We start from the raw sequence: 24,560 nt of genomic DNA, 5'->3' as shown, positions 1-24,560 counted from the left end.
AGGAAATTCGTCCATGACCACACACATCATGGCGGCCAGCGAGAATCCGCTGATCCCGAACGGTTGGGAGATGCTGATCACCGCGATCGGCTTCTCCATCCTGCTGTTCGTTGCTGTCAAGTGGATCGTGCCCATGTTCGAGCGGACCTACGCCGAGCGCACGGACGCGATCGAGGGCGGCCTGGCCAAGGCCGAGGCAGCCCAGGCCGAGGCCGACAGGGCCCGCGACGAGTACAACCAGCAGTTGGAGTCCGCTCGCCTCGAGGCCCAGAAGATCCGTGAGGAAGCTCGCGCCGAAGGCGAGAAGATCCTGGCAGACTTCAAGGACCGCGCCAACGTGGAATCCGCGCGCATCACCGAGAACGCTCACACGGCCATCGCCGCCGAGCGTTCCGCCGCCGTGGCCTCCCTGCGCAACGAGGTCGGTTCGCTGGCCATCCAGCTGTCCTCCAAGGTCGTGGGGGAGTCCCTGTCCGACGACGAGCGTTCGCGCCGCGTCGTCGACCGGTTCCTCGCCGACCTTGAGCAGAACCCGACCGATGCGGGTGCTCAGCGGTGACGGGGGCAGGATCCGACGGAAACCGTCTCGACCTGTCACGGGTGCTCGAGCGCTGGACCGGTGCGGCCCAGCCCGCATTGGCACGTGATGTCTTCGGGATCGCCGCCGTGCTCGACGAGCAGGGCAGCCTCCGCCGGGCCCTGACCGACCCTGCCCACTCCGACGACCAGCGCGTGGCCCTGGCCTGGCGGGTCTTCGAGGGCCGTACCTCGCGGGAAGCCTGCGAGGTACTGGACGCTCTGGTGCGTCAGCGCTGGAGCGGGGACCGCGGTCTGGCTGACGGGCTCGAAGCAGCGGGCGTGACCCTCACCGGTCACGCGGCGGAGAATCGCGCGGGTGCCGAGGGCCTGGACGCCGTCGTCGACGATCTGCTGGGCGTTCAGAGCCTGTTGGATTCCGACGCCGAGCTCCAGCGCGCCTTCACCGACGCCCGTGCCACGGACGATGCCAAGCGCATGTTGCTCGGTCGCGTCGCCCCGAACCTCAGCGAGGAAGGGCGCGTGCTCGTGGAGCAGGCGGTGACCCATCCCCGCGGCGCCCTCCCACAGCGGCTGCTGGGCGACTTCGCGGACCGGTTGGCCGAACTGCGCGAACGCTGGATCGCCCGAGTCGCCACGCCCTACCCGCTCGATGATTCCCAGGTGGAGCGCCTGCGCGTGGCTCTGGGACGCATCTACGGTCGGGACCTGAAGGTCGTGGTGGACACGGACCGATCGCTGGTCGGTGGGTTGCGCGTCACGGTGGGGGACCAAGTCATCGATGGCTCTGTCGCCACCCGACTCAACGAACTGCAGCTCAAGCTCGGGGCCTGAACCGCCGCGCACCCGCGCGTCGGATCGAGTCACCCCGATGCCGAACAACTGAAGCCACAGCCACTAGGGCACCGTACGGAATCTGTCGGGGCACGACAGAATCCGTCGGACGAAACAGCTGGTCATCGGCACGATGATCACGAACCAGGAAGCAGGGACACCAGATGGCCGAAGTGACCATCAATGCCGATGAGGTCCGCAGCGCGCTACAAGAGTTCGCCGCGTCCTACGACCCCGGCACCACCGAACGTAAGGAAGTCGGCCGCGTCATCTCCGCAGCTGACGGCATCGCCCGTGTGGAGGGCCTGCCCTCCGTCATGGCCAATGAGTTGCTGCGCTTCGAGAACGGCGTGCTCGGTCTGGCTCAGGACCTGGACACCCGTGACCTCGGCGTCGTGGTCCTGGGTGACTTCCAGGAGATCGAGGAAGGTCAGACCGTCGAGCGGACCGGTGAGATTCTCTCCGTGCCGGTCGGCGACGGCTTCCTGGGACGTGTGGTCGACACGCTCGGCCAGCCCATCGACGACCTGGGCCCGATCGAGGCCGAAGGTCGGCGCGCTCTGGAGCTCCAGGCACCCGGTGTGACCATGCGTAAGTCGGTTCACGAACCGCTGCAGACCGGCCTCAAGGCAATCGACGCCATGATCCCGATCGGTCGTGGTCAGCGTCAGCTGATCATCGGTGACCGTCAGACGGGTAAGACCGCCATCGCGATCGACGCGATCCTCAACCAGCGCGCGAACTGGGAGACCGGGGACGCGGACAAGCAGGTGCGTTGCATCTACGTCGCGATCGGTCAGAAGGCTTCCACCATCGCCTCGGTCCGCAAGACCCTCGAGGACAACGGTGCCCTGGAATACACCACCATCGTGGCCGCTTCGGCCTCCGACTCCGCGGGCGTCAAGTACCTGGCCCCCTACGCCGGCTCGGCCATCGGCCAGCACTGGATGTACGGCGGCAAGCACGTCCTGATCATCTTCGACGACCTGTCCAAGCAGGCGGAGGCCTACCGTGCGACGTCGCTGCTGCTGCGCCGCCCGCCGGGACGTGAGGCCTACCCGGGTGACGTGTTCTACCTGCACTCCCGCCTGCTCGAGCGTTGCGCCAAGCTCTCGGACGACCTGGGCGCGGGTTCCATGACGGGCCTGCCGATCGTGGAGACCAAGGCCAACGACGTCTCCGCGTTCATTCCGACCAACGTCATCTCGATCACCGACGGGCAGATCTTCCTGCAGTCGGACCTGTTCAACGCCGACCAGCGTCCCGCCGTCGACGTGGGCATCTCGGTGTCCCGCGTGGGCGGTGCGGCGCAGGTCAAGGCCATGAAGAAGGTTTCCGGCACGCTCAAGCTCGAGCTGGCCTCCTACCGCTCCATGCAGGCCTTCGCGATGTTCGCCTCCGACCTGGACGCCGCCTCCCGTCAGCAGCTGACCCGTGATGCGCGTCTGACCGAGCTCCTGCGCCAGAAGCAGTACAACCCGTACTCCGTCGAGGAGCAGGTCGTCTCCATCTGGGCCGGCACCAACGGTCACCTGGACGAGATCGAGGTCGCCGACGTCCTGGACTTCGAGTCCGCTCTGCTGGACCAGGTCCGGCGGACGACCAACGTCATGGACTCGATCGCCTCGACCGGCAAGCTCGAGGACGACACCGTGTCAGCACTGGAGACGGCCGTGGCCGAGGTCAAGCGCGACTTCAAGGGTCACAACCGCGACATCCACGCCCCGGGCCGCGAGGAGCACCAGGCCATGGATTCCGAGGACGTCGCCCAGGAACAGCTGTCCGCCGGCGGCTCGACGGCCAGCCGCTGATCAGCCTCGAACTGCAGTCTCCGCCCGGGTGCCGCGTCATGCGGCGCCCCGGGCGGTAACGAAAGGAAGCTACATGGGAGCGCAGATCCGGGTCTACCGGAACAAGATCTCCTCCACGCAGTCGATGAAGAAGATCTTCAAGGCGATGGAGATGATCGCGACCTCGCGTATCAACAAGGCTCGCCAGCGGATCAGCTCTGCCTCGCCGTACGCCAACGCACTGACGCGACTGCTGTCGCAGGTGGTCACCCAGACCTCGGGTGATCACCCGTTCCTGCGCGGCACCGACGACGTCCGGCGCTCCGCCGTCGTCGTCTTCAGCTCCGACCGCGGTCTGGCCGGGTCCTACTCGGCCAACGTGCTCAAGCAGGCCGAGGGACTCCTGGAGATGCTGCACAACGACGGCCGTGAGGTGAAGATCTACCTGGTCGGACGAAAGGCCAAGCAGTACTTCGACTTCCGCGGACGCGATTACGAGAAGTTCTGGGAGGGTGAGACGGACAACGCCAGCACGGAGCGTGCGCACGAAGTCGCCGACGTGCTGCTGGACGCCTTCACTGCGGACTACGAGGCCGGTGGGATCGACGAGATTCACCTGGTCTACACGCGGTTCCACTCGATGGTCACCCAGGAGCCGAAGGTTCTCCGCCTGCTTCCGCTGGAAGTCGTGGACGCCAACGCGCTCAACGACGACATCACCAAGTCGTTGCCGGAGCTGGAGAGCAACTCCCAGGAGTTCGAGTTCGAGCCCAACGCCGAGGAGTTCCTTGACAAGGCGCTGCCGCGGTACTTCCGGGCCCGGATCTACTCGTGCCTGTGCCAGGCCGCTGCCTCCGAGCTCGCCTCGCGTCAGCGGGCCATGAAGTCGGCCGGTGACAACGCGGATGAACTCATTCGCAAGTACACGCGTCTGATGAACAACGCCCGCCAGGCCGAAGTGACCACCGAATTGACCGAGATCGTTTCCGCCTCCGAAGCACTCTGACCGTCGTCGGGCCCTCGGGCCCGCCAACGACGGCGACGCGCGTCACGCGCCCACCCCACACCCGCCACACACGACAAGTGAAGTGAGAGACATGACTGCCACCATCAACGAGCAGCAGGACACCCAGCCTGCCGCTGGCGCCATCGGCCGCGTCGCGCGCGTCAAGGGCTCGGTCGTGGACATCGAGTTCCCCGAGAACCAGATGCCCGACATCTACAACGCTCTGACCACCGAGCTGACCTTCGAGGGCGAGTCCAAGACCATCTACCTGGAGACCGCTCAGCACCTGGGTGACAACCTGGTGCGTGCGATCTCCCTGCAGCTGACCGACGGCCTGGTTCGCGGCACCGAGGTGCAGGACACCGGCGCCCCGATCTCGGTCCCCGTGGGCGACGTCGTCAAGGGCCACATCTTCAACGTCGTCGGCAACGCCCTGGACGTGGACAACAGCGAACTTGAGATCAAGGACCGCTGGCCGATTCACCGCCCTGCACCGGGTTTCGCCGATCTCGAGGGTTCGACCGAGATGCTGGAGACCGGCATCAAGTCCATCGACCTGTTGACCCCCTACATCAAGGGCGGAAAGATCGGTCTGTTCGGTGGCGCCGGTGTGGGCAAGACCGTGCTGATCCAGGAAATGATCACCCGTGTGGCCCGCAACTTCGGCGGTACCTCCGTGTTCGCCGGTGTGGGCGAGCGCACCCGTGAGGGCAACGACCTCTGGGTCGAGATGGAAGAGGCCGGGGTGCTCAAGGACACCGCCCTGGTGTTCGGCCAGATGGACGAGCCCCCTGGAACGCGTCTGCGAATCGCCCTGACCGGCCTGACCATGGCGGAGTACTTCCGCGACGTTCAGAACCAGGACGTGCTGTTGTTCATCGACAACATCTTCCGGTTCACCCAGGCCGGTTCCGAGGTCTCGACCCTGCTGGGCCGCATCCCCTCGGCCGTGGGCTACCAGCCCACCCTGGCGGACGAGATGGGTGTGCTCCAGGAGCGCATCACCTCGACCCGTGGCCACTCGATCACCTCCATGCAGGCGATCTACGTCCCGGCCGATGACTACACGGACCCGGCACCGGCCACCACGTTCGCCCACCTGGACGCGACCACCAACCTCTCGCGTGACATTGCCTCCCGTGGCCTGTATCCCGCGATCGACCCGCTGGCCTCGACCTCGCGCATTCTCGACCCGCAGTACGTGGGCCAGGAGCACTACGACGTCGCCACCCGTGTGAAGTCGATCCTGCAGGAGAACAAGGAACTGCAGGACATCATCGCGATCCTGGGTGTAGAGGAGCTCTCCGAGGAGCAGAAGGTCGTCGTGTCCCGTGCCCGGCGCATCGAGCAGTTCCTGTCGCAGAACACCTACACCGCCCTGCAGTTCACGGGTGTCGAGGGCTCGACCGTTCCCGTGGCCGAGACCATCGACTCCTTCAAGAAGATCTGCGACGGCGAGCTGGACCACGTTCCCGAGCAGGCGTTCTACAACGTCGGTGGCCTGGACGACGTCATGGCCAAGTGGGACGAGATCAAGCGCTCCACCGGAGAGAAGTGACCATGGCTGCTCCGCTGATCGTCGAGATCGTCGAGCTCTCCGAGCCCGTGTGGCACGGCGAGGCCCGCCAGGTCATCGTGCGCACCACCGATGGTGACCTCGGCATCCTCTCGGGTCGCGTGGCCACCGCCGGTGTGCTGGTTCCCGGGCGGGTCGTGATCGACCCCGTGGACGGGCAGCGCATCGAAGGCCAGATCGACGGCGGTTTCGTCTCCGTCGACGGCAATCGTGTGACGATCGTCGCCGACCACTACGAAGGCCCCGGCGAAAGCCGCTGACCGGTATCCGTGCGAAGCCCCCGTACAGTCTGTGCGGGGGCCTCGCTCTGTGCGGGCCCCGGACAGCACCCGAGAAGACTCGAGCCGGCAAGTGCAGGAGAAGTGATGGAAGAGAAGATCGTCGTCCACGGACCGACCGCTGTGAACGGCACGCTTCCCGTGTACGGAGCCAAGAACAGTGTTCTGAAGCTCATGGCCGCAACTCTGTTGGCCGTGGGGCGCTCCCGCATCACCAACGTCCCGGAGATCCAGGACGTGACCATCATGGCGGAACTGCTCCGTCGGCTGGGTTGCCAGGTCACCTACAACCGCGGTGAGCGGTGGGTTGACATCGACGTTCCGGAGTCGCTGCACCACCAGGCCGACTACGACCTGGTCCGGGCCATGCGCGCGTCGGTCTCCGTCCTGGGGCCGCTGATCGCGCGGTGCAACGCCGCGGAGGTCGCGTTGCCCGGAGGCGATGCCATCGGTACCCGTGGCCTGGACATGCACCGGGCCGGACTCGAGGCGATGGGTGCCCGGTTCCGCACGGAAGCCGGGTACCTCAAGGCCTCCGTGTCGGACCACCTGCGCGGAGCAGAGTACCACCTGTCGTACCCGTCCGTGGGCGCCACGGAGAATCTCATGACTGCTGCCTCCCTGGCGGACGGGGTCACCGTTCTGGAGAACGTGGCCCGGGAGCCGGAGATCGTGGACATCTGCCAGATGTTGGTGGAGATGGGTGCACAGATCGAGGGCATCGGCACCTCACGCCTGACCATCACGGGTGTGGAGTCCCTGCGTCCGGTCGAACACCGAACGGTTCCGGACCGGATCGTGGCGGGAACCTGGGCGTTCGCGGCGGCAATCACCGGTGGGCGTGTGTTCGTCCAGGGTGCCGAGGCCGAGCACCTGAGCATCGTGCTGGACAAGCTGCGGGGTGCCGGATGCGAGATCACGCTGCGTCAGGACGGGTTCGAGGTCCAGGGACCGGAGCGGCCCAAGGCGGTCAACATCTCGACCTTCCCGTATCCGGGGTTTCCCACGGATCTCCAGCCGTTCGCCGTCGCCATGAACGCAGTGGCCGAAGGCTCCGGAATGATCACGGAGAACGTGTTCGAGGCCAGGTGGGGATTCACCGCCGAACTCGAGCGGCTCGGGGCCTACGTGCGACTCGACGGTCACCACGCCTGGCTGGACGGCATGGAGCAGCTCTCCGGGGCTCCGGTCGAGGCCAAGGACATTCGGGCCGGTGCGGCTCTGGTCATTGCGGGCATGCGCGCCGAAGGCGCCACCGAGGTGATCGGCATCGGGCACATCGACCGCGGGTACGAACACTTCGTGGAGAACCTCACCAACGCGGGTGCCACCGTGGAACGGCACCTGGCGGCGCCGCTGTTCTGAGCCCTGAGTGGGTCAGTCCGCAACGGACAGCCGGACTCAGAACAGCCGGGCGTCCTTGTCGTCGACGTCGCGCATGGCGTCGTAGTCCAGGGTCATGCAGTCGATCCCGCGGTCGGTAGCCAGCACCTTGGCCTGCGGTTTGATCTGCTGGGCCGCGAAGATGCCGCGCACCGGGGCCAGACGCGGATCGCGGTTGAGCAGCTCCAGGTACCTGGTCAACTGCTCCACGCCGTCGATGTCCCCGCGACGCTTGAGTTCGATCGCAACCGTGGCACCGTCGGCGTCGCGGGCCAGGATGTCCACGGGACCGATGGCGGTCGGGTACTCCCGGCGGATGAGGGTGGATCCCGTGCCGACCAACTCGATCTGTTCGGCCAACAGACGCTGGAGGTCCGCCTCCACGCCATCCTTGGTCAGTCCGGGGTCCACACCGAGTTCGTGGGAGATTTCCTCGTGCACTTCATGCACCAGGATGCGCAGTTTGTCGTCCGACTTGGTGGCCGAAACGGTCCAGACGTCGGTCACCCCCACGGCGGCCTGGTCCGGGGTCGGGGCCGCCGTGGTCAACCGGGCCGGGGGTGACATCCAGTTCAGGGGCTTGTAGCTGCCGCCGTCGGAGTGCACCAGCACGGAACCGTCAGCCTTGAGAATGAGCAGGCGGCGGGCCAGCGGCAGGTGGGCCGTCAGACGGCCTTCGTAGTCCACGGAGCAGTCAGCGATCACAACACGCACGGCGGACAGTCTCCCACAGGGGACGGGGGTGGTCGTCCCGCGCAACGGGGGAGTCCGACGGCGGTTCTGCCCGCCTCCGGGGACACCATTAGACTCGAGCCCATGAGCATGAACCCGCAGAATCCCGCAGCCCGTGCCCAGCCCGACGACGCCGTTCCCGCCTCGGTCCGAGGGGCCGTGGACCTGGGTGCCGCAGCCACGGTGGGTGGCCACGCCGGGACGAACTCGGCAGCCCCCCAGGCGGGACCGGACGGCTCGACGCCGGGGGACGCGGGGGCGTCGTACCGACGGGACGTGGGGGACATCCAGCAGTTCCAGGAGGTCGCAGAACTTTCCGCCCAGGTGCCCGTGGTTCTGGTTCTGACCGCGAGCTATTCACCCGAATCCACCCAGTTCGCCGATCAGGTCTCGGCGGAGATCGACCGGTTCGACGGGCGGCTTCTGCTGGCGGTGGCGGACATCGAGCGACTGCCCGAAATGGCTCAGGCTCTCCAGGTGCAGTCGGTGCCCACGGTCGTCGCAATGATCGGTGGGCGACCCGTCCCGATCGCCCAGTCCACGGTCCCCGTCGAGCAACTGGCGCCCGTGTTCACGGAACTGCTGACGCTGGCCGAACAGAACGGCGTCAACGGTCGCGTCGAACCCACCACGTCCGCCGAGCCGGAACCCCTGCCGCCGCTGCACCAGGAGGCGGTTGACAAGCTGGAAGCGGGTGATCTCGACGGCGCCCAGGCGGCCTACGAACAGGCCATTCGGGAGAACCCGGGGGACAACCAGGCCAAGCTCGCCCTGGCACAGGTGCAGTTGCTCAAGCGCGTGACCACCATGGACGCCAACGCCGTCCGGAAGGCCGCCGCTGATGACCCGGCGGACGTCACGGCCCAGCTCGACGTGGCGGACCTGGATGTCTCCGGCGGCCACGTGGAGGACGCCTTCCGTCGCCTGCTCGACGTGGTCCGTCGTACCGCGGGTGAGGAACGCGAAACCGTGCGGCAGCGCCTGGTCGAACTCTTCGGCGTGGTGGGGGCGGAGGACCCCCGCGTGGTGTCCGCCCGTTCACAGCTGATGCGCGCCCTGTTCTGAGGCCTTGTCCCGGGGTCCCCCGGGAGGAGGAGGCGCAGGTGACCTCGCGGGGGAGACGGTGCTCCGGTGACGTAGGAGCTCATCCTTTCGACGGGTGGGGTGGTGTGAGCCCGGTCGCTAGCCTGGACGTATGAGCCAAGAGTCGCCTCCTGTCCAGCCCACCGAACAAGAGTCGCCATCCGGTGCGGCCGCGCCTTACCCCGGATCGGGCGAGGTCCGCACGGGCTTCCTGCCACCGGCCCCCGGTCCTGAGCCCGACCCGAACTCGGCGGTGAGCCTGCGCGGTCTGACCAAGGTCTTCGGCATCGGGACCGCCCAGTCCAAGATCGCGGTGAACCGCCTCAGCCTGGACGTTCCGCACGGGGCCTTCTACGGGCTGGTCGGGCGTAACGGCGCGGGCAAGACCACGGCGCTGTCCATGCTCACCGGACTGCTGCGGCCGACCGAAGGACGCGCCACGGTGTCCGGCATCGACGTCTGGGGTGATCCGCGGGCGGCAAAGATGGCGATGGGCGTGTTGCCGGACGGCATGAATCTCTTCGAGCGCCTCTCCGGCCGCCAGCTGGTCACCTACGCCGGGCTGTTGCGCGGAATGGACCGTGACACGGTGCGGGAACGGACCGAGGACCTGCTGCGCGCCATGGACCTCACCGACGACGGCGGAACGGCCGTCCAGGACTACTCGGCCGGTATGCGGAAGAAGATCATGCTGGCCGCCGCCATGGTGCACGCACCGGGACTGTTGGTGCTCGACGAACCGTTCGAGGCCGTCGACCCCGTCTCCGCGGCCAACATCCGCGAACTGCTCCAGGACTATGCGGCCTCCGGCGGCACCGTGATCGTCTCCAGCCACGTCATGGACCTGGTGCAGCGCATGTGCGACCACGTGGCCGTCGTGGACAACGGGCGGTTGCTGGCGGCGGGCACGGTCGAACAGGTCCGGGGTGATTCGTCCCTGGAGGAGACCTTCGTCGACCTGGTCGGTGGACGGACGCACGTGGGAGAGGGGCTGACATGGCTTCGTCCTCGGTGACCAGTCTCGGCCCCGGCACGGCGCCGTCGTCGGGCCGCGCCACCACACCGTCGCCTGGCCGTGAATCCGCACACGGACGCGGGCCCGGGACGTTGCGGACGGCACGATTGCTGTTCGGCCTCAAGGCGCGCCTCACCTGGGCCGTACTCACCCGCAGCATCGCCGTGATCGTCGGCGTCGCCCTGGGTGGGCTGTGGGGCCTGTTCATGATGTCACTCGCGGGCATCGCGCTGGTGAGCGTACCGGGCATCCTTCCACCCGAAGGGGTCCGCGCGACGGCGATCCTGGTCGCCGCGGGCGGGACGGTCCTGTGGTGGGTGTTCGCCATCGTGTCCGGCCGGGCGGATGCCACTCTGCACGCGAGCCAGTTCGCGGTGTTTCCGTTGCCGCGGAGGGGAATCGCCACGGGCCAGATCCTGGGTGCCCTGGTCGGAATCGCGGGGCCCCTGACGCTGGTCGCGTTGATTGTCCACGCGTTCGTCTGGCGTCAGGATGCAGCTGCGTTGGTGACGGCCCTCCTCCTGGGCCCCGTCGGTTGGTTCTTCATGGTCCTGGGCAATCGTTGTCTCACGGCACTGGCCGAGAGGATCTCCGCCAAACGGCGGGTGGGGGATGCGATCACCCTGATCTTCCTGGTGTTGCTCATGCTGGCCGGGCCGATCCTCACGGGGCTGTTCGCCGGTGTGGACTCCCTGGGCGAACGGTTGTACTCGATCGCCGACGTCGTGGCCTGGACACCGGTGGGTGCCCTGTGGGCAGTTCCCGCGGACGTGGCCGCCGGGAACTGGTTGGCCGCGGCCGCGCGGTTGGCCGTCGTCGTGCTGACGGTGGGCTTGCTGCTGTGGGCGTGGGACGCTGCGCTGCGCAGGTCCCTGGAGCAGGCAACGGGTGCGGTCAATTCCGGTGGGGGACGCAACCGGATCAAGGGAGCGGGACTCTTCGACCGGCTTCCGGCCAAACCGTGGGCGGCCGTGACGGCCCGTACGCTGACCTACTGGCTCAAGGATCCCCGGTACTCGGGTTCGCTCGTGATCATCCCGGTGATGTTCGTGCTGTTCTGGTTCTCCTCCATGAACGGGGCCAACCTCCTGATCTTCGCGGGGCCCTTCGTGGGGTTCCTGATGGCCTATGCCATCTCCGCGGACGTGGCCTACGACCACAAGGCCTTCGCCCTGCACCTGTTGACCGGTGTTCCCGGGTGGGCGGATCGACTGGGGCGGGTGATCGGCATGCTGCTGCCGGGTGTCCCGCTCACCGGGCTCGGTGTGGCTCTGTCGGCAATCTTCACGGATCGGCTGGACCTGCTGCCCGCCCTGGTGGGTGTGGCGACCATGTCTCTGCTGGGCGGTGCCGGGCTGAGTTCCGTGGTCTCGGCCCGGTACACGTACCCGGTGCCGCTGCCGGGCCAGTCGCCGTTCAAGACACCGCAGGGTTTCACCGTGCTGAACGTCCTGGTCCAGTTCGTGGTCTTCGCGGTCATGGTCGTGATGGCGTTGCCCGTGGTCGTACTGCTCATCGTGCAAATGGTCACAGGGGCACCCGGATGGGGATTCGCCGCGCTGGCGGTCGGCGTCGTTCTGGGGCCCCTGCTGTGCGCCGGTGGCGTGTGGTTGGGCGGCAAATGGCTCGACGCGCGGGGCCCCGAGCTGCTGGCCACGGTCTCCACGTATCGGTGAACCGGCATGCCCCGGGTCGCGGCGTCGTCGGGCCCGGCGAGTACACTGGCGCGCATGACTTCCCACGATTCGCACCTGACCGTGGCCGGCCCCTGGCCGTTCTCCCGCAGCACCTCCACGGAGCCCGTGGGCGGCACCTCCACGATCGAACGCGAGGAGACGCGGGAACTGCAGGAGCCGGGCGACCACGAGCGGTTTGCCCACTACGTGCGCAAAGAGAAGATCATGGAGTCGGCGTTGTCCGGGGAGCCCGTGATCGCGTTGTGCGGCAAGGTGTGGGTCCCCGGGCGTGACCCCCAGAAGTTCCCGGTCTGCCCCACCTGCAAGGAAATCTACGACGGGTTGAAGGCACCCAAGGACGGCGGGGACACCCCCTCCAACTGACCGGCCCACCCCGCCCCGTCCCACCCCTGCCGAGTGTCCGAGTTCGGACATTTCCGCCCCCGTTGGGCGACCGTAAACGGACACTCGGCGGGATTGTCATGTGTGAAAGGTTCTGCTTCGCCCGTGTCCGATGAGATGCAACCCACGCTCTTCGGCGGTTCAGCCGCCGAAATGCCTCCGGCATACCCCGAACGAGCGGCGTGGGGCACTGCGGGCAAGTTGCGCGCCTGGCAGGCAGAGGCACTGGAGCGCTACTTCGCCACCCAGCCCCGCGACTACATGGCCGTGGCCACCCCCGGTGCGGGGAAGACCACCTTCGCCCTGCGCCTCGCCCGGGAACTCGTGGACCGCGGTGCGATCAACCGGATCACCGTCGTATGCCCCACCGAGCATCTCAAACGCCAGTGGGCGGATGCCGCCGCGCGGGTGGGCTTGGCCATCGACCCCAATTTCAAGAACGCCGACGGCCAGCACGCCCGGGGCTACATCGGCGTGGCTCTGACCTACGCGCAGGTCGGCATGAAGCCGCTGCTGCACCGGGCCCGGACCGAGCAGGGCCGCACCCTGGTCATCATGGACGAGATCCATCACGCCGGTGACTCCCTGTCCTGGGGCGACGGGCTCCGCGAGGCCTTCGAACCGGCCGCTCATCGTCTGTCCCTGACGGGTACGCCGTTCCGCTCGGACACGGCACCCATCCCGTTCGTGACCTACCAGGAGGACGCGGACGGCATCCGGCGCTCCAAGGCCGACTACACCTACGGGTACGGGGACGCGCTCAAGGACCACGTGGTCCGCCCCGTGATCTTCATGGCCTACTCCGGGCAGATGCGGTGGCGCACCTCGGCCGGCGAGGAGATGGCCGCGGAACTGGGAGAGGGCTTCACCAAGTCCATCACCGGCCATGCCTGGCGTACCGCGCTGGCCCCGGACGGGCAGTGGATCCCGGCGGTTCTGCAGGGGGCCGACCGTCGACTCTCCGAGGTACGACGCACGGTCCCGGACGCCGGCGCCCTGGTGATCGCCACGGACCACCAGGACGCCAAGGCCTATGCACAACTGCTGGAGAAGCTCACTGGCGAGAAGCCCACGGTGGTGCTTTCCGACGATAAGGAGGCCTCGCGTCGGATCGAGGAGTTCTCCGAAGGCGAGCAGCGCTGGATGGTCGCGGTCCGCATGGTCTCCGAGGGCGTGGACGTTCCGCGTCTGGCGGTCGGGGTCTACGCGACGTCGACCTCCACGCCGCTGTTCTTCGCCCAGGCCGTGGGGCGCTTCGTCCGCGCCCGCAAACGCGGGGAGATCGCCTCCGTATTCCTGCCGTCCGTCCCGGTCCTGATGGGCCACGCCAACTCGATGGAACAGGAGCGCGATCACGCGCTGGACCGCCCCGCACAGGACAGCGGGGAGATCATCGACCTGGCGGAAACCGGATGGGACGACGACGCCCTGGAGGCCGCCAACCGATCCGAACGGGCCTCCTCCGAACTGGCGGACGGCAAGTTCAAGGCCCTGGAGTCCGATGCCTCCTTCCACGGGGTGCTCTTCGACGGCGGTGAGTTCGGTGGTGGTGTGGCGGCCGGTTCGGAGGAGGAGGCGGACTACCTGGGGATCCCTGGCCTGCTGGACGCCGAGCAGGTCACGACCTTGCTGCGGGAGCGGCAGTCCGAGCACGCGCGCAAGCGGTCCAACGGCCAGTCACGTCCGCAGGAGAAGTCGTCCGTCCCCGACCACCGACGGATGAAGGAACTCCGGCAGCAACTGGCCAAGAACGTTTCGGCCTGGTCGGCGCGCACCGGCAAACCGCACGGTGTGATCCACAACGAGCTGCGGAAGGCCTGCGGCGGTCCGGCCGTCGCGCAGGCCACCCAGGAGCAGCTGGAAGCGCGACTGGCCAAGATGCAGAACTGGTTCATCGGCCGCAAGTGAGTCCGGCCGGGTGAGTCGGACCAGCAGATCCGGACCCGCTGACCCGGCCCCCACCGATCAGTCCCGAACCACCTCGACGCCCGCGTCGGCCATGTCGGTCAGGGCGCGCTCCACCGACTCCGGCGTGATCCCGGCGGTCAACGCGACCAGCACGCGGGTGTCGTACCCGGCGTCGACGGCGTCCAGTGCCGTTGCCTTCACGCAGTGGTCGGTGGCAAGCCCCACGACGTCCACGGAGTCGATCCCTCGTCCCCGCAACCAGTCGTCCAGGCTCTGCGACGGGCCGTCGGTTGCTGCGGATCCCTCCGCCTCGTCCTCGGCTGACTCACCCGTGTTGGCGAATCCTTCGTCGTCGGCGGTCTCCTCCTCGAACACGCCCATGGGCGTGGAGGTGTCCGGGGCGAGGACGCCTTCGAAGCCCGAGTAGGCGGCCTCGTACTCGCCCTTTCGGAACCACGCCTCGACCCGGTCGGTCTCGAAGTCCTCGTGCGGTTCGGCGCCTTCGGTGTCGGCCACGCAGTGCACGGGCCAGGAGTCCACGTAGTCCGGAGTCTCGGAGAAATGCGCCCCCGGGTCCACGTGCCAGTCCTGGGTGGCCACCACGGCGTCGTAGTCCCCGTGCCGGTCCTCGATGTGCTCCGAGACGGCAGCGGCCACGGCCGCGCCTCCCTCAACGGCCAGGGAGCCGTTCTCACAGAAGTCGTTCTGGACGTCCACCACGATCAATGCTCTGGACATGTCGGCAATCCTCTCGTCTCCGGGTCGGTTCCGTTGGGTGTTGGCTCGCGTGAGGTCAGGATTCCAGGACCGTCGGGATGACGGGTTCGCCCTCGGACAGCCGCGCGGCCGCCCGGGGGAGTTCGGCCATGGTCCCCGCGTGCCGTCGTTGCGCTCGCAGGACGGCATCCGGCCCGGTCCATCCGTCCAACAGTTCCCCGTCGCGAACGAACGGCTGCATGAGGGGGCGGTCGTCGCCGTCGTCGACGGGGACCGTGTCGATGCCCACGATCTCGTGGGTGGCCACGCCTTGGGCGTTGCGACGACGCAGGGCGGTCTTGCGGCCGCCGATCGACCCCTTGCCCGTGGCCTTCTTCGCCACGGGCTCCAGGTCGCCCGCGGCGTTCTCGCGGGCCACCAGCTTGTAGACCATGGAGGACGTGGGAACTCCGGAGCCGGTGACCAGGCGAGTGCCCACCCCGTAGGAGTCGACCGGTGCCGCAGCCAGGCCCGCGATGGCGTATTCGTCCAGGTCGGAGGTCACGGTGATCTTGGTGTCCGGATTGCCCAGTTCGTCCAACAGTTCCCGGACCCGCACCGCCTGGACGGCCAGGTCACCGGAGTCCAGGCGCACCGCACCGAGTTCCGCCCCGGCCAGCTCCACGGCCTTGCGGACGGCTGCTTCGACGTCGTAGGTGTCCACGAGCAGGGTGGTGCCCAGGCCCTGGGCCTGCAGCTGGGAACGGAAGGCCGACTCTTCGTCGTCGTGGAGCAGGGTGAAGGAGTGTGCCGCCGTCCCGATGGTGGTCACCCCGTACCGGTACCCGGCCTCGAGGTTGGAGGTCCCCGTGAATCCTGCGATCACGGCGGCGCGGGCCGCGGCGACGGCGGCCTGGTCGTGTGCTCGCCGGGAACCCATCTCCAGGCAGGGGCGGCTGCCCGCGGCCGAAGTCATACGCGAGGCCGCGGAGGCGACGGCGGAGTCGTAGTTGAGCACGGAGAGGATGTAGGTCTCCAGCACGCAGGCCTCGGCGAAACTGCCTTCGACGCGCAGCACGGGGGAGTTGGGGAACCAGGCCTCGCCCTCCGCGTATCCGTCGATCTGGCCCGTGAACTCGAACTCGGCCAGCCAATTGGCCGTCGCGGAGTCGATCACTCCCGTGCGTTGCAGGAAGTCCAGGCGAGGTCCTTCGAAACGGAACTCCCGCAGGCCTTCGAGGAACCGTCCCGTTCCGGCGACGATGCCGTAGCGTCGCCCGGCGGAGAGGCGGCGGGAGAAGACCTCGAAGACGCTTCGGCGTTCGGCCGTGCCGTCCCGCAACGCGGCCTGCAGCATGGTCAGTTCGTAGTGGTCCGTGAGCAACGACGTCGGTGCCGGGGTCCAGGTGGAAGTCTGTGCGTTCACACGCGCCACTCTAGTGGGAGGGCCCGTACCATGGAGCAATCATGATCTTCACGAAGCACCCTCCGCACGGTGGCCGATCCGCTCGCGCGGCCCTGCCCCTGTCGGTGTGTTCTACCGCAACCCTGGGGCCCGCCGTGGACGAGCGGACGGAGACCAGCGCATCGGAACAGGTCGCCACGGACACACCGTGGCAGGTCGTGGTGTGGGACGACCCCGTGAATCTGATGAGCTGGGTGACGTGGGTTTTCCGCACCTATTTCGGCTTCCCGCAGTCCAAGGCACACACGCTCATGATGGCCGTCCACACCGACGGGCGAGCCGTCGTGACCTCCGGGACCCTGGAGGAGGCGGAGAAGCACGTGGCTGCTCTGCACGGTTACGGGCTCTGGGCCACGTACGAACGCGCCGGGGGACAGAACGACGGAAACGCCGGTGGAAACCAGGAGGGTCGGCACTGATGGCGCAGCCGTTTCGTTCCACGTCGCACGGATTGATCGCTCGGTTGGACCCCCAGGAGAGGGGCCTGCTGCGGCGGCTCTTCGAAGACGTCGTCACGATGCTCGAAGGTGACCACACGACTTCGGAGGATCCGCTGGAGCAACTGGTCGGGCTCTCCGGAGACGTCGAGGCTCCCCAGGATCCAGCCCTTCGGAGACTGTTGCCCGAAGGTTCCACCGATCCAGAGCGCGCCGAGGAGTTCCGGCGCTACACCGACCGCAGCCTGCGGGAGGAGAAGGTGGGTGCCCTGCGTCGTGCCGCGATGGCCGTGGAACACGATCCGGTGCAGCTGGAGGGCGACGGGGCCGTGGACTTCTCCCGCGCACTCAATGACGTCCGGTTGGTCCTGGCCACGCGACTGCACGTCGAATCCTCGGACGACGCCCGCAGGATCGAGGAACTCGCCGCGTCCGTGGACGTCAACGACGTCGACAACCCCGAGACCTACATGTCGGTGGTCTACGGATTCGTTTCCTGGCTACTGAATTCATTGGTCGAGGCGATGTTGCTGGACCTGCCGGGGGATCACATCAAGCGGTGATCTGCGTCTCATTCATGAAGTGAGGTGCGTCTCTCGGTTCGAGGGGTCGGTGGAAAGCCGACTACTCTTTGGGGTCTATGCACCCCGATTTGAGCGTTCCGGTCGACGACGACCGCCCCACAGTGCGTCCCGTGGCGGATGCACCCATCGGAGTGTTCGATTCCGGTGTGGGCGGTCTCACCGTGGCGCGAGCGATCATCGATCAGTTGCCCAATGAACGCATCGTCTACGTGGGGGACACCCTCAACGGCCCCTACGGTCCGCTGCCGATCGCGGAGGTCAGGGCCCACGCGTTGCGCATCATGGACGAACTCGTGGACACGGGAGTCAAGCTCCTGGTGATCGCGTGCAACACAGCCTCGGCGGCCGTGCTGCGTGACGCCCGCGAGCGCTACACCCGGACCTACGGGATCCCCGTCGTCGAGGTCATCCAGCCGGCCGTCCGTCGCGCCGTGGCCTCCACCCGCAACGGGCGGGTCGGCGTGATCGCCACACAGGCCACCGTCGGGTCGAGGGCCTACGAGGACACGTTCGCCGCCGCCCCGCAGCTGGAGATCCATTCCGTCGCCTGCCCGCGGTTCGTCCCGTTCGTGGAATCGGGCGTCACCACGGGCCCCGAGGTCCTGGCCACCGCTCAGGAGTACTTGGCTCCGCTGCAGGAGCGCAGCATCGACACCCTGGTCCTGGGCTGTACCCATTACCCGCTCCTGACGGGCGTGATCTCCTACGTCATGGGCGAGGGGGTCACCCTGGTCTCGAGTGCGGAGGAGACCGCCAAGGACGTGTTCCGCGCCCTCATGGGTCACGACCTGGCCCGTTCTGTCCCCGCTGACGAGCCGCACGAATTCCTGGCCACCGGGGACCCCGAACCCTTCGAGGAACTCGCGCGGCGATTCCTGGGCCCGGAGGTGCTGCGGGTGCGGCATGTCGGCTCCGTGGCCGAGCAGTTCCCCACCGGATCGCTGTCCAAGATCACCCCGGAAATGTTGATGGAGGCCCGCAACGGAGCGCGGCCCGTCCCTTCGACCCCGAAAGGTAACAAGGCATGAACCTCACCGTCATCGGCTGCACCGGCTCGTTCGCGGGCCCCGATTCGCCGGCCTCGAGTTACCTGTTGACGGGCACCGACCACGACGGGCGGGTCTGGCACGTGCTCATGGACATGGGCAACGGTTCCCTCGGTTCCCTGCAGCGCCACATCGACCTGCACGAACTCGACGCCGTGATCATCAGTCACCTCCATCCGGACCACTGCGTGGACCTGGCCGGGCTGCACGTCGCCGTGAAGTGGGACCCCCGCGGGTGGCCCGGTGACCGCATCCCGGTCTGGGCGCCCAAGGGGACTCACGAATACCTCGCGGCGGCCCAGGCCATGGAGGCCGACCCGGGGATGTCCACGGAGTTCATCTTCAACGAATGGCAGGACGAGGTGCAGGTCCAGATCGGACCGTTCCGCGTGACCCCCTACCGGGTGAACCATCCGGTCGAGGACCCTTATGCCTTGCGGGTCGAATACGACGGCGGCCAGGGCCGCAGCGTGCTGACCTATTCCGGAGACACGGACTCGTGCGAGGGCCTGGTACGGGCGGCCCGCGACGCCGACCTGTTCCTGTGCGAGGCCGCCTACCAGGAAGGCCGCGACGAATACCGCGACGTCCACCTGACCGGTCTGCGCGCGGGTCAGGCAGCCCAGGAAGCTGAAGTGGACGAGTTGATGCTCACCCACATCCCGGTCTGGAACTCCCCGACCAAGGCCGTCATCGAGGCCGCCTCCGCGTACGACGGCCCGATCGCTTTGGCACAGCCCGCCACGACTTTCCGCATCGTCGCCGACTCCGAACGCCTGGCCGGCCGCGCGGTCAACGGCCGCGTGGGTGCTCGCGAGGGCTGATCACCGGCCCGTCCGCGTTGGTGTGAGTCCTGCGCGGGACTATCCTGAGTCGCATGAGCTCCGACGCCTCCGCAGCGAACGCCGCAGTGACCACCGAAACCACGACCCCGTCGGACGTCGTTGGTTCGGCAGCCGGTGATTCCACAGTCGGTGATTCCACGCAGGTCACCGCCGGCACCGGCTTCCGCCGAGCGGACGGCCGCACCGTGGACCAACTGCGTCCCATCACCATCACCCGCGGGTGGTCCCAGCAGGCCGAAGGATCCGCTCTCATCGAGTTCGGCGGAACCCGGGTCCTGTGCACCGCGTCCGTGACCGAAGGGGTCCCGCGCTGGATGCGTGGGGAGGGCCGAGGCTGGGTGACCGCCGAGTACGCCATGTTGCCGCGGGCCACCTCCACCCGCTCGCAGCGCGAATCGGTCAAGGGCAAGATCGGTGGGCGGACCCACGAGATCTCACGGCTGATCGGTCGGTCCCTACGCGCGATCATCGACCTCCAGGCACTCGGGGAGAACACCGTGGTCCTGGACTGCGACGTCCTGCAGGCCGACGGTGGAACCCGTACGGCTGCCATCACGGGCGCCTACGTGGCCCTGGCCGAAGCAATGGTCTGGGCACGCAAGGAGGGACTGGTCAAGGGCCAGCCCCTGGTCGATTCCGTCTCCGCGGTCTCTGTCGGCATCATCGACGGCGTCGCGATGCTGGACCTGCCGTATCCGGAGGACGTACGGGCCGAGACCGACATGAACGTGGTGGTCACCGGGTCCGGGGCCTTCGTCGAGGTCCAGGGCACGGCGGAGGGTGCGCCCTTCGACCGTCAGGAACTGGACAGCCTGCTCGACCTGGCCGTGGCCGGTTGCGCGGAACTGGCGCAGATCCAGCAACAGACACTGGGGGAAACACGAGATGCCTGACCCGGAACCCGACTCACCCGCGAGTCCTCGTCACGATCGGTCCGAGCATGCCGTCGCGGGGGACGGAGACGACCCGTCCCCGGCTCCTGACGGTGCGCGTCTGGTCCTCGCGACGCACAACGTGGGCAAGTTGTCGGAACTTCGGGACATGGTTGCCGCGGCCGCCCCGGAGCTGGACGCCCAGGCAGCCGTCGTCGACGCCGGATCACTCGGCCTGGTGGAGGCCGTCGAGGACGGAACCACGTTCGAGGCCAACGCCCTGATCAAGGCGCGTGCCGCGGCCGCCGCTTCCGGACTTCCGGCCGTGGCAGATGACTCCGGGCTGGCGGTGGACGTGCTCGGCGGCGCTCCCGGGATCTTCTCGGCTCGGTGGTCGGGCACCCATGGCGCGGACAGGGCGAACCTGAAACTGCTGCTGGCTCAGCTGGGGGACATCGCCCCCGAGCACCGCGGTGCCCAGTTCGTGTGCGCGGCAGCACTGGTGACTCCCGACGGGTACGAGCACGTGGAACACGGGATCCTGCGTGGGACGCTACGGACGGAGCCCGCCGGTCAGGGCGGTTTCGGCTACGACCCCGTTCTTCAACCCGACGGGCTCGATCTGACCTGCGCGGAACTCACGGCGGAGCAGAAGAACGCGATCAGCCATCGTGGCCGGGCCGTTCGTGCCTTGATGCCCCACGTCCTCCACGTGCTTCGAGCGGGGAAACCTGCCGAAGGCTCCGCACCCGCCGGACCGGAGAACCAGCCGTGGTAGCCCAGATGCTCCGCAGGATGATGCCGTTCGCGGACGTCGTGGACGCCGTGCTGGCAGAACTCGGGGAGAAGAGCGACTGCACACGGTGGTCCGTGGTTCCCACCGGTTCCTCCCACCTGGTGGTGGAGATCGACAAACGCATCACCGTGCGGATCGCCAAGAACCCGTCGGCCCGCAAGAACCTGGCGCGCCGAACGGAAGTGCTGCGCCGCTTGCCGGAGTACGACTTCGCCGTTCCCCGCCCGCTGACCAGCACCATTTCGGCCAAGGGCCACACCGCGGTGGGACTGACCTGGGTCCCCGGCTCCCACCGGGGCGCGGGGGTTCCGGCAGCCGGCCTGGGGCGCCTGCTCGAACAGATCTGGGCCACCGACACCTCGGACTTCGACGGCTTCCTGGACCGTCCGGGACAGCACTGGGGAGGCCACAAGCGTCGGCACGTCATGCTGGAGGAGGTCGTCCCCATGCTGCTGCCGCGTAACCGTGAACTGGCACGGGAGGCGATCAACGACCTGGCGCACCTCGAGGTGGTCACACCTCGGTTGGTCCATTCGGACCTGATGAACCACAACATGCTCTGGCAGGGCGACGATCTGTCCGGGGTCATCGACTGGGACCACGCCTGCCTGGGGGATCCGGCGCAGGACGTGGCCACGTTGGCCCTGTGTTTCGGGTGGGACACCCTCGAAAGGGTGGTTCCCCCGGAGATCCTGCAGCGCGCCCGGTTGCACGCCCGGATCATCCCCATGCAGTCCGTGGCCTACACCCTGGTCCAGGAGATGGACACGGCCCAGGTCAATCAGGCGGTTACGCGAGCCGACGAGTGGATCGACACCCGGCTGCGCCAGCTGCTCAAGAACTGACGTTCCATCCCAGTTCGTCGCACCACCGGCGCCCGGCCGCCTGCACGGCCGAACCACCGTGCAGTGCTCGCGCCCACCGTGTCGACACGCCCGGGTCCGGCAGCCCTGCACCGGTGAGGGCACCGGCCACCGACCCGACCGCGTGCGGATTCTCGACGGCGACCTTCGCGCCCGAGTGCAGCGCGTGATCCATGCGGTCAGCTTCCCCACCGTTCCGTTCGGCGACCAGGGCTGCCCAGACCCCGGCGGCCAGGGCCTCGGGAGCCTCATGCTGATCAGTACCCAGCCGTTCGAGCAGCTGCTCGGGGCTCACCGCGCCGTCGGAGGTGTCCAGGGCCGTGCGCAACGCCGCGATCGTGTGTTCCCCGGGACGGGTGACGGTCGGCAGCACCTCCAGCGCGGCTTGCACTCCTGCTCGCACCGGTTCGGTGATGGCGCGCTGTGCAGCGTTGACCGTCGCCTGGATGCTCAACGCATACGCGACGGCGGCCACTTGCGCCTCGGGGTGGCCGTGGGTGATGGCTGCTCCGTTGACGGTCAGCGTGGTCAGGGACTTCCACCCCACGGGGAGCAGACCGAAGGCCACCGACCGGGACATGGCACCCGGCCCCATCGCCCCGGGGACCACCGGACGCTCGACCTCTCCCATGGCTCCCGTGGACAACGCCGCCAGCGTCTGCGCATCGGGCCGCCGCGTCACGGCCAGTGCTGCCTCGGCGTCGATCCAGCGTGGGAGGGGTGACGGGGCGTTGTCGGGCCACGGGTGGTCCTGTGTGCGCAACCAGCGCAGGTACGCCAACCACAGGCAGGCGGTCTCGTCGGCCGGCTGGCCCACATTGGCCCATTCGACGGCTTCCAGCAGGCCGTCCAGCGTGTAGAGGACCAATTGCGTGGTCCCGGACAGGGCCAGCGGTGGGCCGGCCGAAGTATCCGTGGCACCGCTCCCGTCCAAGGCGTCAGCTCCGGCCTCGGCAACGGCGTCGCCCAGGGCGCTACCCAGTAGCACGGCCTGAACACATTCAGGCAGCGAGTGCGCTGCGGCTGGGTGAGGTGGCAGCCCGACCTCCGGATCCAACAGAGGTTCCGAGGGGTGGCCGGAGGCGTATGGTGCAGGAGTGCCGGTGGACATGCCCACCAGTCTAGGAACTGGACCGACCGGTAGCCCCGCGGCCCCGCTGCGCGTCCCTCCCGGTAGTCTGGGCCCGGTGCCACGCGCGTAGCACGACCGTCGACCGGAAGGAGGGTGATGAGCACGGGAAGCCAGCCCGAAAACACCACGCCCTCCGCGGGTCCCTCCGTGGGTCCCTCGAGCCCTGACCCGGAGCCCGGCGACGCGGTCCCGGCCGAGTCGCCGTCGGCCCCCGTGCGCTCCAGAATTCAGCTCACCGGATCACCCGGTCTGGCCGCGGAGCCGCGGCCCTCGTGGAGCGAGATCCTGTTCGGCGACTTCCGTCGCCTCCAGTCGGTGGTCGGCCGCTGGTACCTGGTGCTCACGCTGCTGGTCCGCCTCCCGAGCGTGGTCATGCCGTTGAGCGTCATGGTGTACGTCGCGGTGGCCTCCGGCTCGGGTTCGTGGGGGGCCTTGTGTGCCGCCGCCATCTATCTCGGACACGCCGTGTCGACCGGAATCACGGGTCTGTACGCACCCTGGAAGTACTTCCAGTGGGGGATCCTGGTTCAGACCGTGCTCCAGGTCCTGACGGTGCTCTGGCTGGTGCAGACCCTGGTGGCTCGCGCCCATGACCCCTTCGGTCCCTGGCCCTGGTACCTGTGTCTGTTGGTGGGTGCCGCCTCACCTCAGCTGGGCATTGCCACAAGGCTGCGGTGGCCCTCGATCCTCCGCCACCACCGCGACCAGTCACTCCCGGCCCTGACCATGCGGCACGACGCCGTCATGGACGCTTTGGCCATGGTCCTGGGCGCACTCGTGGCCGGGGTGATCGCCATCATGGCCGGGTCCCTCGTCGGGGTCATGGCCGGCTCCGGGCTCCTGGTGATCTCGACCGCCATGCTGCTGCTGCATCCCACCGCCGGTCTCCCCGTGTGGGGCACAGCCCTGTGGGTGAGCTCGAGCAAGAACCTGAACCGCGCTGAACGTCGTCGTCGGCGTTCACGGCGCATCGTGCGGTTCCTTCCGGTTCTCGGTGGGGGTTGTTTGGGTCTGTTGTGGGGCTCCGTGCAGATCGGCCTTGTCTATTTCGCCGCCAGCATCGACGTCGTCGAGAGCATCGGCGCCCAGTTCGCGGCGCTCGGTCTCCTGTCGGCGATCTCCGCGGTGATCACGGCCGGATTCGGTATCCGCCGCCCGTGGAACCTGTGGATCCTGTGCGCCGCCGCGAGTGTGCTGGCCACCATGCTCATGTCGGTTCCCTCGGGACCGTTCAGCATGCTGCTGGTGCTCGCGGTGATCGGGGCCGCCACCGGCCCCACTCTGGTGGCCGTGTTCGGGATCGTGCCCATCATCAGCCCGCGGCGCCTCACGACCGGGCTGAGCGCGATCACGTACGTGCTCATCCAGGTCGGCATGGCCGCGGGCCTGGTGCTGGCGGCGTGGCTGGGGAATTACGGGGGCTACCAGACCGTGGCGCTGCTGCCCGTCATGGCTTCGACCCTCCTGCTGGCCACGGCCTTCCTCTTCATCGACCGACGACGTCGTGTGGCGCTGGACATGCCGGCCAGTGCCCACTGGGCCCCGGGCGGTGACTTCTCGACCTCCGTCGGCATGTGAGTGACAGACCCTGTACGCACCGGGGA

Annotated in this window: 24 protein-coding genes; 20 read left to right on the top strand and 4 right to left on the bottom strand. The window is 67.9% G+C overall.

The features are described from left to right. Nucleotides 1-13 precede the first annotated feature (13 nt). From EDL96_RS07810 to murA, 7 genes are all read left to right on the top strand, one after another. Nucleotides 14-559 carry a F0F1 ATP synthase subunit B gene (locus EDL96_RS07810; protein ID WP_123825229.1) on the top strand — a complete coding sequence of 182 codons (546 nt, stop codon included), beginning with the start codon at nt 14-16 and terminating at the stop codon, nt 557-559. After that, the gene (locus EDL96_RS07805; RefSeq protein ID WP_233568769.1) at nt 556-1,371 is read left to right on the top strand and encodes a F0F1 ATP synthase subunit delta; all 816 of its coding nucleotides are present in this window, start codon (nt 556-558) and stop codon (nt 1,369-1,371) included. The genes EDL96_RS07810 and EDL96_RS07805 overlap by 4 nt, the downstream gene beginning before the upstream one ends. A gap of 164 nt (nt 1,372-1,535) precedes the next feature. Further along, nucleotides 1,536-3,182, top strand: coding sequence for a F0F1 ATP synthase subunit alpha (atpA, locus tag EDL96_RS07800; RefSeq protein ID WP_123825228.1), 1,647 nt, complete (start codon nt 1,536-1,538; stop codon nt 3,180-3,182). Nucleotides 3,183-3,255: 73 nt separating this feature from the next. Further along, nucleotides 3,256-4,167: a F0F1 ATP synthase subunit gamma gene (locus tag EDL96_RS07795; protein ID WP_123825227.1), complete on the top strand. Its 912-nt coding sequence runs from the start codon at nt 3,256-3,258 to the stop codon at nt 4,165-4,167. Nucleotides 4,168-4,258: 91 nt separating this feature from the next. Beyond that, nucleotides 4,259-5,725: a F0F1 ATP synthase subunit beta gene (gene atpD, locus EDL96_RS07790; protein ID WP_123825226.1), complete on the top strand. Its 1,467-nt coding sequence runs from the start codon at nt 4,259-4,261 to the stop codon at nt 5,723-5,725. Between the two features lie 2 nt (nt 5,726-5,727). After that, nucleotides 5,728-6,003, top strand: a complete 276-nt coding sequence (locus tag EDL96_RS07785; protein ID WP_123825225.1) for a F0F1 ATP synthase subunit epsilon — start codon at nt 5,728-5,730, stop codon at nt 6,001-6,003. A gap of 105 nt (nt 6,004-6,108) precedes the next feature. Then, entirely contained in the window at nt 6,109-7,386 is a 1,278-nt protein-coding gene (gene murA, locus EDL96_RS07780; RefSeq protein ID WP_123825224.1) for a UDP-N-acetylglucosamine 1-carboxyvinyltransferase, read from the top strand. 36 nt (nt 7,387-7,422) lie between these two features. Here murA and nucS read toward each other — a convergent pair whose 3' ends face one another. Continuing rightward, a complete protein-coding gene (nucS, locus tag EDL96_RS07775) occupies nt 7,423-8,118 on the bottom strand; it encodes an endonuclease NucS (protein ID WP_123825223.1) in 696 nt (231 codons plus the stop codon). Between the two features lie 102 nt (nt 8,119-8,220). Here nucS and EDL96_RS07770 point away from each other — a divergent pair, with 102 nt between their 5' ends. The 5 genes from EDL96_RS07770 (at nt 8,221) to EDL96_RS07750 (ending at nt 14,220) form a co-directional block, all read left to right on the top strand. After that, complete coding sequence (locus tag EDL96_RS07770; protein WP_123825222.1) at nt 8,221-9,201, top strand: co-chaperone YbbN; 981 nt, start codon at nt 8,221-8,223, stop codon at nt 9,199-9,201. A 130-nt stretch (nt 9,202-9,331) separates the two neighbouring features. Next, nucleotides 9,332-10,234, top strand: a complete 903-nt coding sequence (locus EDL96_RS07765; protein WP_123825221.1) for an ABC transporter ATP-binding protein — start codon at nt 9,332-9,334, stop codon at nt 10,232-10,234. Further along, complete coding sequence (locus EDL96_RS07760; protein WP_123825220.1) at nt 10,216-11,910, top strand: hypothetical protein; 1,695 nt, start codon at nt 10,216-10,218, stop codon at nt 11,908-11,910. The genes EDL96_RS07765 and EDL96_RS07760 overlap by 19 nt, the downstream gene beginning before the upstream one ends. A gap of 54 nt (nt 11,911-11,964) precedes the next feature. Beyond that, nucleotides 11,965-12,294: a DUF3039 domain-containing protein gene (locus EDL96_RS07755; protein ID WP_233568768.1), complete on the top strand. Its 330-nt coding sequence runs from the start codon at nt 11,965-11,967 to the stop codon at nt 12,292-12,294. 135 nt (nt 12,295-12,429) lie between these two features. Then, entirely contained in the window at nt 12,430-14,220 is a 1,791-nt protein-coding gene (locus EDL96_RS07750; RefSeq protein WP_123825314.1) for a DEAD/DEAH box helicase, read from the top strand. Between the two features lie 57 nt (nt 14,221-14,277). Here the strand turns inward: EDL96_RS07750 and EDL96_RS07745 are convergent, their stop codons facing one another. Both EDL96_RS07745 and EDL96_RS07740 read right to left on the bottom strand, forming a co-directional pair. Beyond that, nucleotides 14,278-14,958, bottom strand: a complete 681-nt coding sequence (locus EDL96_RS07745) for an isochorismatase family protein (RefSeq protein WP_123825219.1) — start codon at nt 14,956-14,958, stop codon at nt 14,278-14,280. Nucleotides 14,959-15,013: 55 nt separating this feature from the next. After that, nucleotides 15,014-16,342, bottom strand: a complete 1,329-nt coding sequence (locus EDL96_RS07740) for a nicotinate phosphoribosyltransferase (RefSeq protein WP_123825218.1) — start codon at nt 16,340-16,342, stop codon at nt 15,014-15,016. Nucleotides 16,343-16,383: 41 nt separating this feature from the next. Between EDL96_RS07740 and clpS the strand changes: the two genes are divergently transcribed. The 7 genes from clpS to EDL96_RS07705 all read left to right on the top strand — a co-directional run bounded on the left by clpS (nt 16,384) and on the right by EDL96_RS07705 (nt 21,806). Continuing rightward, entirely contained in the window at nt 16,384-16,800 is a 417-nt protein-coding gene (gene clpS, locus EDL96_RS07735) for an ATP-dependent Clp protease adapter ClpS (protein WP_123825217.1), read from the top strand. Beyond that, a complete protein-coding gene (locus EDL96_RS07730; RefSeq protein WP_123825216.1) occupies nt 16,800-17,381 on the top strand; it encodes a DUF2017 domain-containing protein in 582 nt (193 codons plus the stop codon). The genes clpS and EDL96_RS07730 overlap by 1 nt, the downstream gene beginning before the upstream one ends. Before the next feature lie 77 nt (nt 17,382-17,458). Then, nucleotides 17,459-18,430: a glutamate racemase gene (murI, locus tag EDL96_RS07725; protein ID WP_123825215.1), complete on the top strand. Its 972-nt coding sequence runs from the start codon at nt 17,459-17,461 to the stop codon at nt 18,428-18,430. After that, nucleotides 18,427-19,272 (top strand): MBL fold metallo-hydrolase, encoded by an 846-nt coding sequence (locus EDL96_RS07720; protein WP_123825214.1) that lies wholly within the window; start codon nt 18,427-18,429, stop codon nt 19,270-19,272. Before murI ends, EDL96_RS07720 begins: the two co-directional genes overlap by 4 nt. Before the next feature lie 53 nt (nt 19,273-19,325). Next, nucleotides 19,326-20,186 (top strand): ribonuclease PH, encoded by an 861-nt coding sequence (gene rph, locus EDL96_RS07715; RefSeq protein WP_123825213.1) that lies wholly within the window; start codon nt 19,326-19,328, stop codon nt 20,184-20,186. Further along, nucleotides 20,179-20,943: an RdgB/HAM1 family non-canonical purine NTP pyrophosphatase gene (rdgB, locus tag EDL96_RS07710; RefSeq protein WP_123825212.1), complete on the top strand. Its 765-nt coding sequence runs from the start codon at nt 20,179-20,181 to the stop codon at nt 20,941-20,943. The genes rph and rdgB overlap by 8 nt, the downstream gene beginning before the upstream one ends. Then, the gene (locus EDL96_RS07705; RefSeq protein ID WP_123825211.1) at nt 20,937-21,806 is read left to right on the top strand and encodes a phosphotransferase family protein; all 870 of its coding nucleotides are present in this window, start codon (nt 20,937-20,939) and stop codon (nt 21,804-21,806) included. The genes rdgB and EDL96_RS07705 overlap by 7 nt, the downstream gene beginning before the upstream one ends. Here EDL96_RS07705 and EDL96_RS07700 read toward each other — a convergent pair. Beyond that, complete coding sequence (locus EDL96_RS07700) at nt 21,796-22,935, bottom strand: ADP-ribosylglycohydrolase family protein (protein WP_123825210.1); 1,140 nt, start codon at nt 22,933-22,935, stop codon at nt 21,796-21,798. The two genes, EDL96_RS07705 and EDL96_RS07700, sit on opposite strands and share 11 nt — an antisense overlap. A 117-nt stretch (nt 22,936-23,052) precedes the next feature. Between EDL96_RS07700 and EDL96_RS07695 the strand changes: the two genes are divergently transcribed. Continuing rightward, nucleotides 23,053-24,534 carry an MFS transporter gene (locus EDL96_RS07695; RefSeq protein WP_123825209.1) on the top strand — a complete coding sequence of 494 codons (1,482 nt, stop codon included), beginning with the start codon at nt 23,053-23,055 and terminating at the stop codon, nt 24,532-24,534. Nucleotides 24,535-24,560: the final 26 nt, after the last annotated feature.

Origin of the sequence: Kocuria soli, from assembly GCF_003797835.1 — a bacterium.
In the GTDB taxonomy this organism is placed as follows: Bacteria; Actinomycetota; Actinomycetes; order Actinomycetales; family Micrococcaceae; genus Kocuria; species Kocuria soli.
Note: the sequence above shows the minus strand (reverse complement) of the source record. Positions and strands in the feature narration are given on the sequence as shown.

What these genes read in the sequence shown, in the direction of transcription:
- EDL96_RS07810 (WP_123825229.1), top strand. Translation starts at nt 14, where the DNA reads ATGACCACACACATCATGGCGGCCAGCGAGAATCCGCTGATCCCGAAC.
- atpA (WP_123825228.1), top strand. Translation starts at nt 1,536, where the DNA reads ATGGCCGAAGTGACCATCAATGCCGATGAGGTCCGCAGCGCGCTACAA.
- EDL96_RS07795 (WP_123825227.1), top strand. Translation starts at nt 3,256, where the DNA reads ATGGGAGCGCAGATCCGGGTCTACCGGAACAAGATCTCCTCCACGCAG.
- atpD (WP_123825226.1), top strand. Translation starts at nt 4,259, where the DNA reads ATGACTGCCACCATCAACGAGCAGCAGGACACCCAGCCTGCCGCTGGC.
- EDL96_RS07785 (WP_123825225.1), top strand. Translation starts at nt 5,728, where the DNA reads ATGGCTGCTCCGCTGATCGTCGAGATCGTCGAGCTCTCCGAGCCCGTG.
- murA (WP_123825224.1), top strand. Translation starts at nt 6,109, where the DNA reads ATGGAAGAGAAGATCGTCGTCCACGGACCGACCGCTGTGAACGGCACG.
- EDL96_RS07770 (WP_123825222.1), top strand. Translation starts at nt 8,221, where the DNA reads ATGAGCATGAACCCGCAGAATCCCGCAGCCCGTGCCCAGCCCGACGAC.
- EDL96_RS07765 (WP_123825221.1), top strand. Translation starts at nt 9,332, where the DNA reads ATGAGCCAAGAGTCGCCTCCTGTCCAGCCCACCGAACAAGAGTCGCCA.
- EDL96_RS07760 (WP_123825220.1), top strand. Translation starts at nt 10,216, where the DNA reads ATGGCTTCGTCCTCGGTGACCAGTCTCGGCCCCGGCACGGCGCCGTCG.
- EDL96_RS07755 (WP_233568768.1), top strand. Translation starts at nt 11,965, where the DNA reads ATGACTTCCCACGATTCGCACCTGACCGTGGCCGGCCCCTGGCCGTTC.
- EDL96_RS07750 (WP_123825314.1), top strand. Translation starts at nt 12,430, where the DNA reads ATGCAACCCACGCTCTTCGGCGGTTCAGCCGCCGAAATGCCTCCGGCA.
- EDL96_RS07745 (WP_123825219.1), bottom strand. Translation starts at nt 14,958, where the DNA reads ATGTCCAGAGCATTGATCGTGGTGGACGTCCAGAACGACTTCTGTGAG.
- clpS (WP_123825217.1), top strand. Translation starts at nt 16,384, where the DNA reads ATGATCTTCACGAAGCACCCTCCGCACGGTGGCCGATCCGCTCGCGCG.
- EDL96_RS07730 (WP_123825216.1), top strand. Translation starts at nt 16,800, where the DNA reads ATGGCGCAGCCGTTTCGTTCCACGTCGCACGGATTGATCGCTCGGTTG.
- murI (WP_123825215.1), top strand. Translation starts at nt 17,459, where the DNA reads ATGCACCCCGATTTGAGCGTTCCGGTCGACGACGACCGCCCCACAGTG.
- EDL96_RS07720 (WP_123825214.1), top strand. Translation starts at nt 18,427, where the DNA reads ATGAACCTCACCGTCATCGGCTGCACCGGCTCGTTCGCGGGCCCCGAT.
- rph (WP_123825213.1), top strand. Translation starts at nt 19,326, where the DNA reads ATGAGCTCCGACGCCTCCGCAGCGAACGCCGCAGTGACCACCGAAACC.
- rdgB (WP_123825212.1), top strand. Translation starts at nt 20,179, where the DNA reads ATGCCTGACCCGGAACCCGACTCACCCGCGAGTCCTCGTCACGATCGG.
- EDL96_RS07700 (WP_123825210.1), bottom strand. Translation starts at nt 22,935, where the DNA reads ATGTCCACCGGCACTCCTGCACCATACGCCTCCGGCCACCCCTCGGAA.
- EDL96_RS07695 (WP_123825209.1), top strand. Translation starts at nt 23,053, where the DNA reads ATGAGCACGGGAAGCCAGCCCGAAAACACCACGCCCTCCGCGGGTCCC.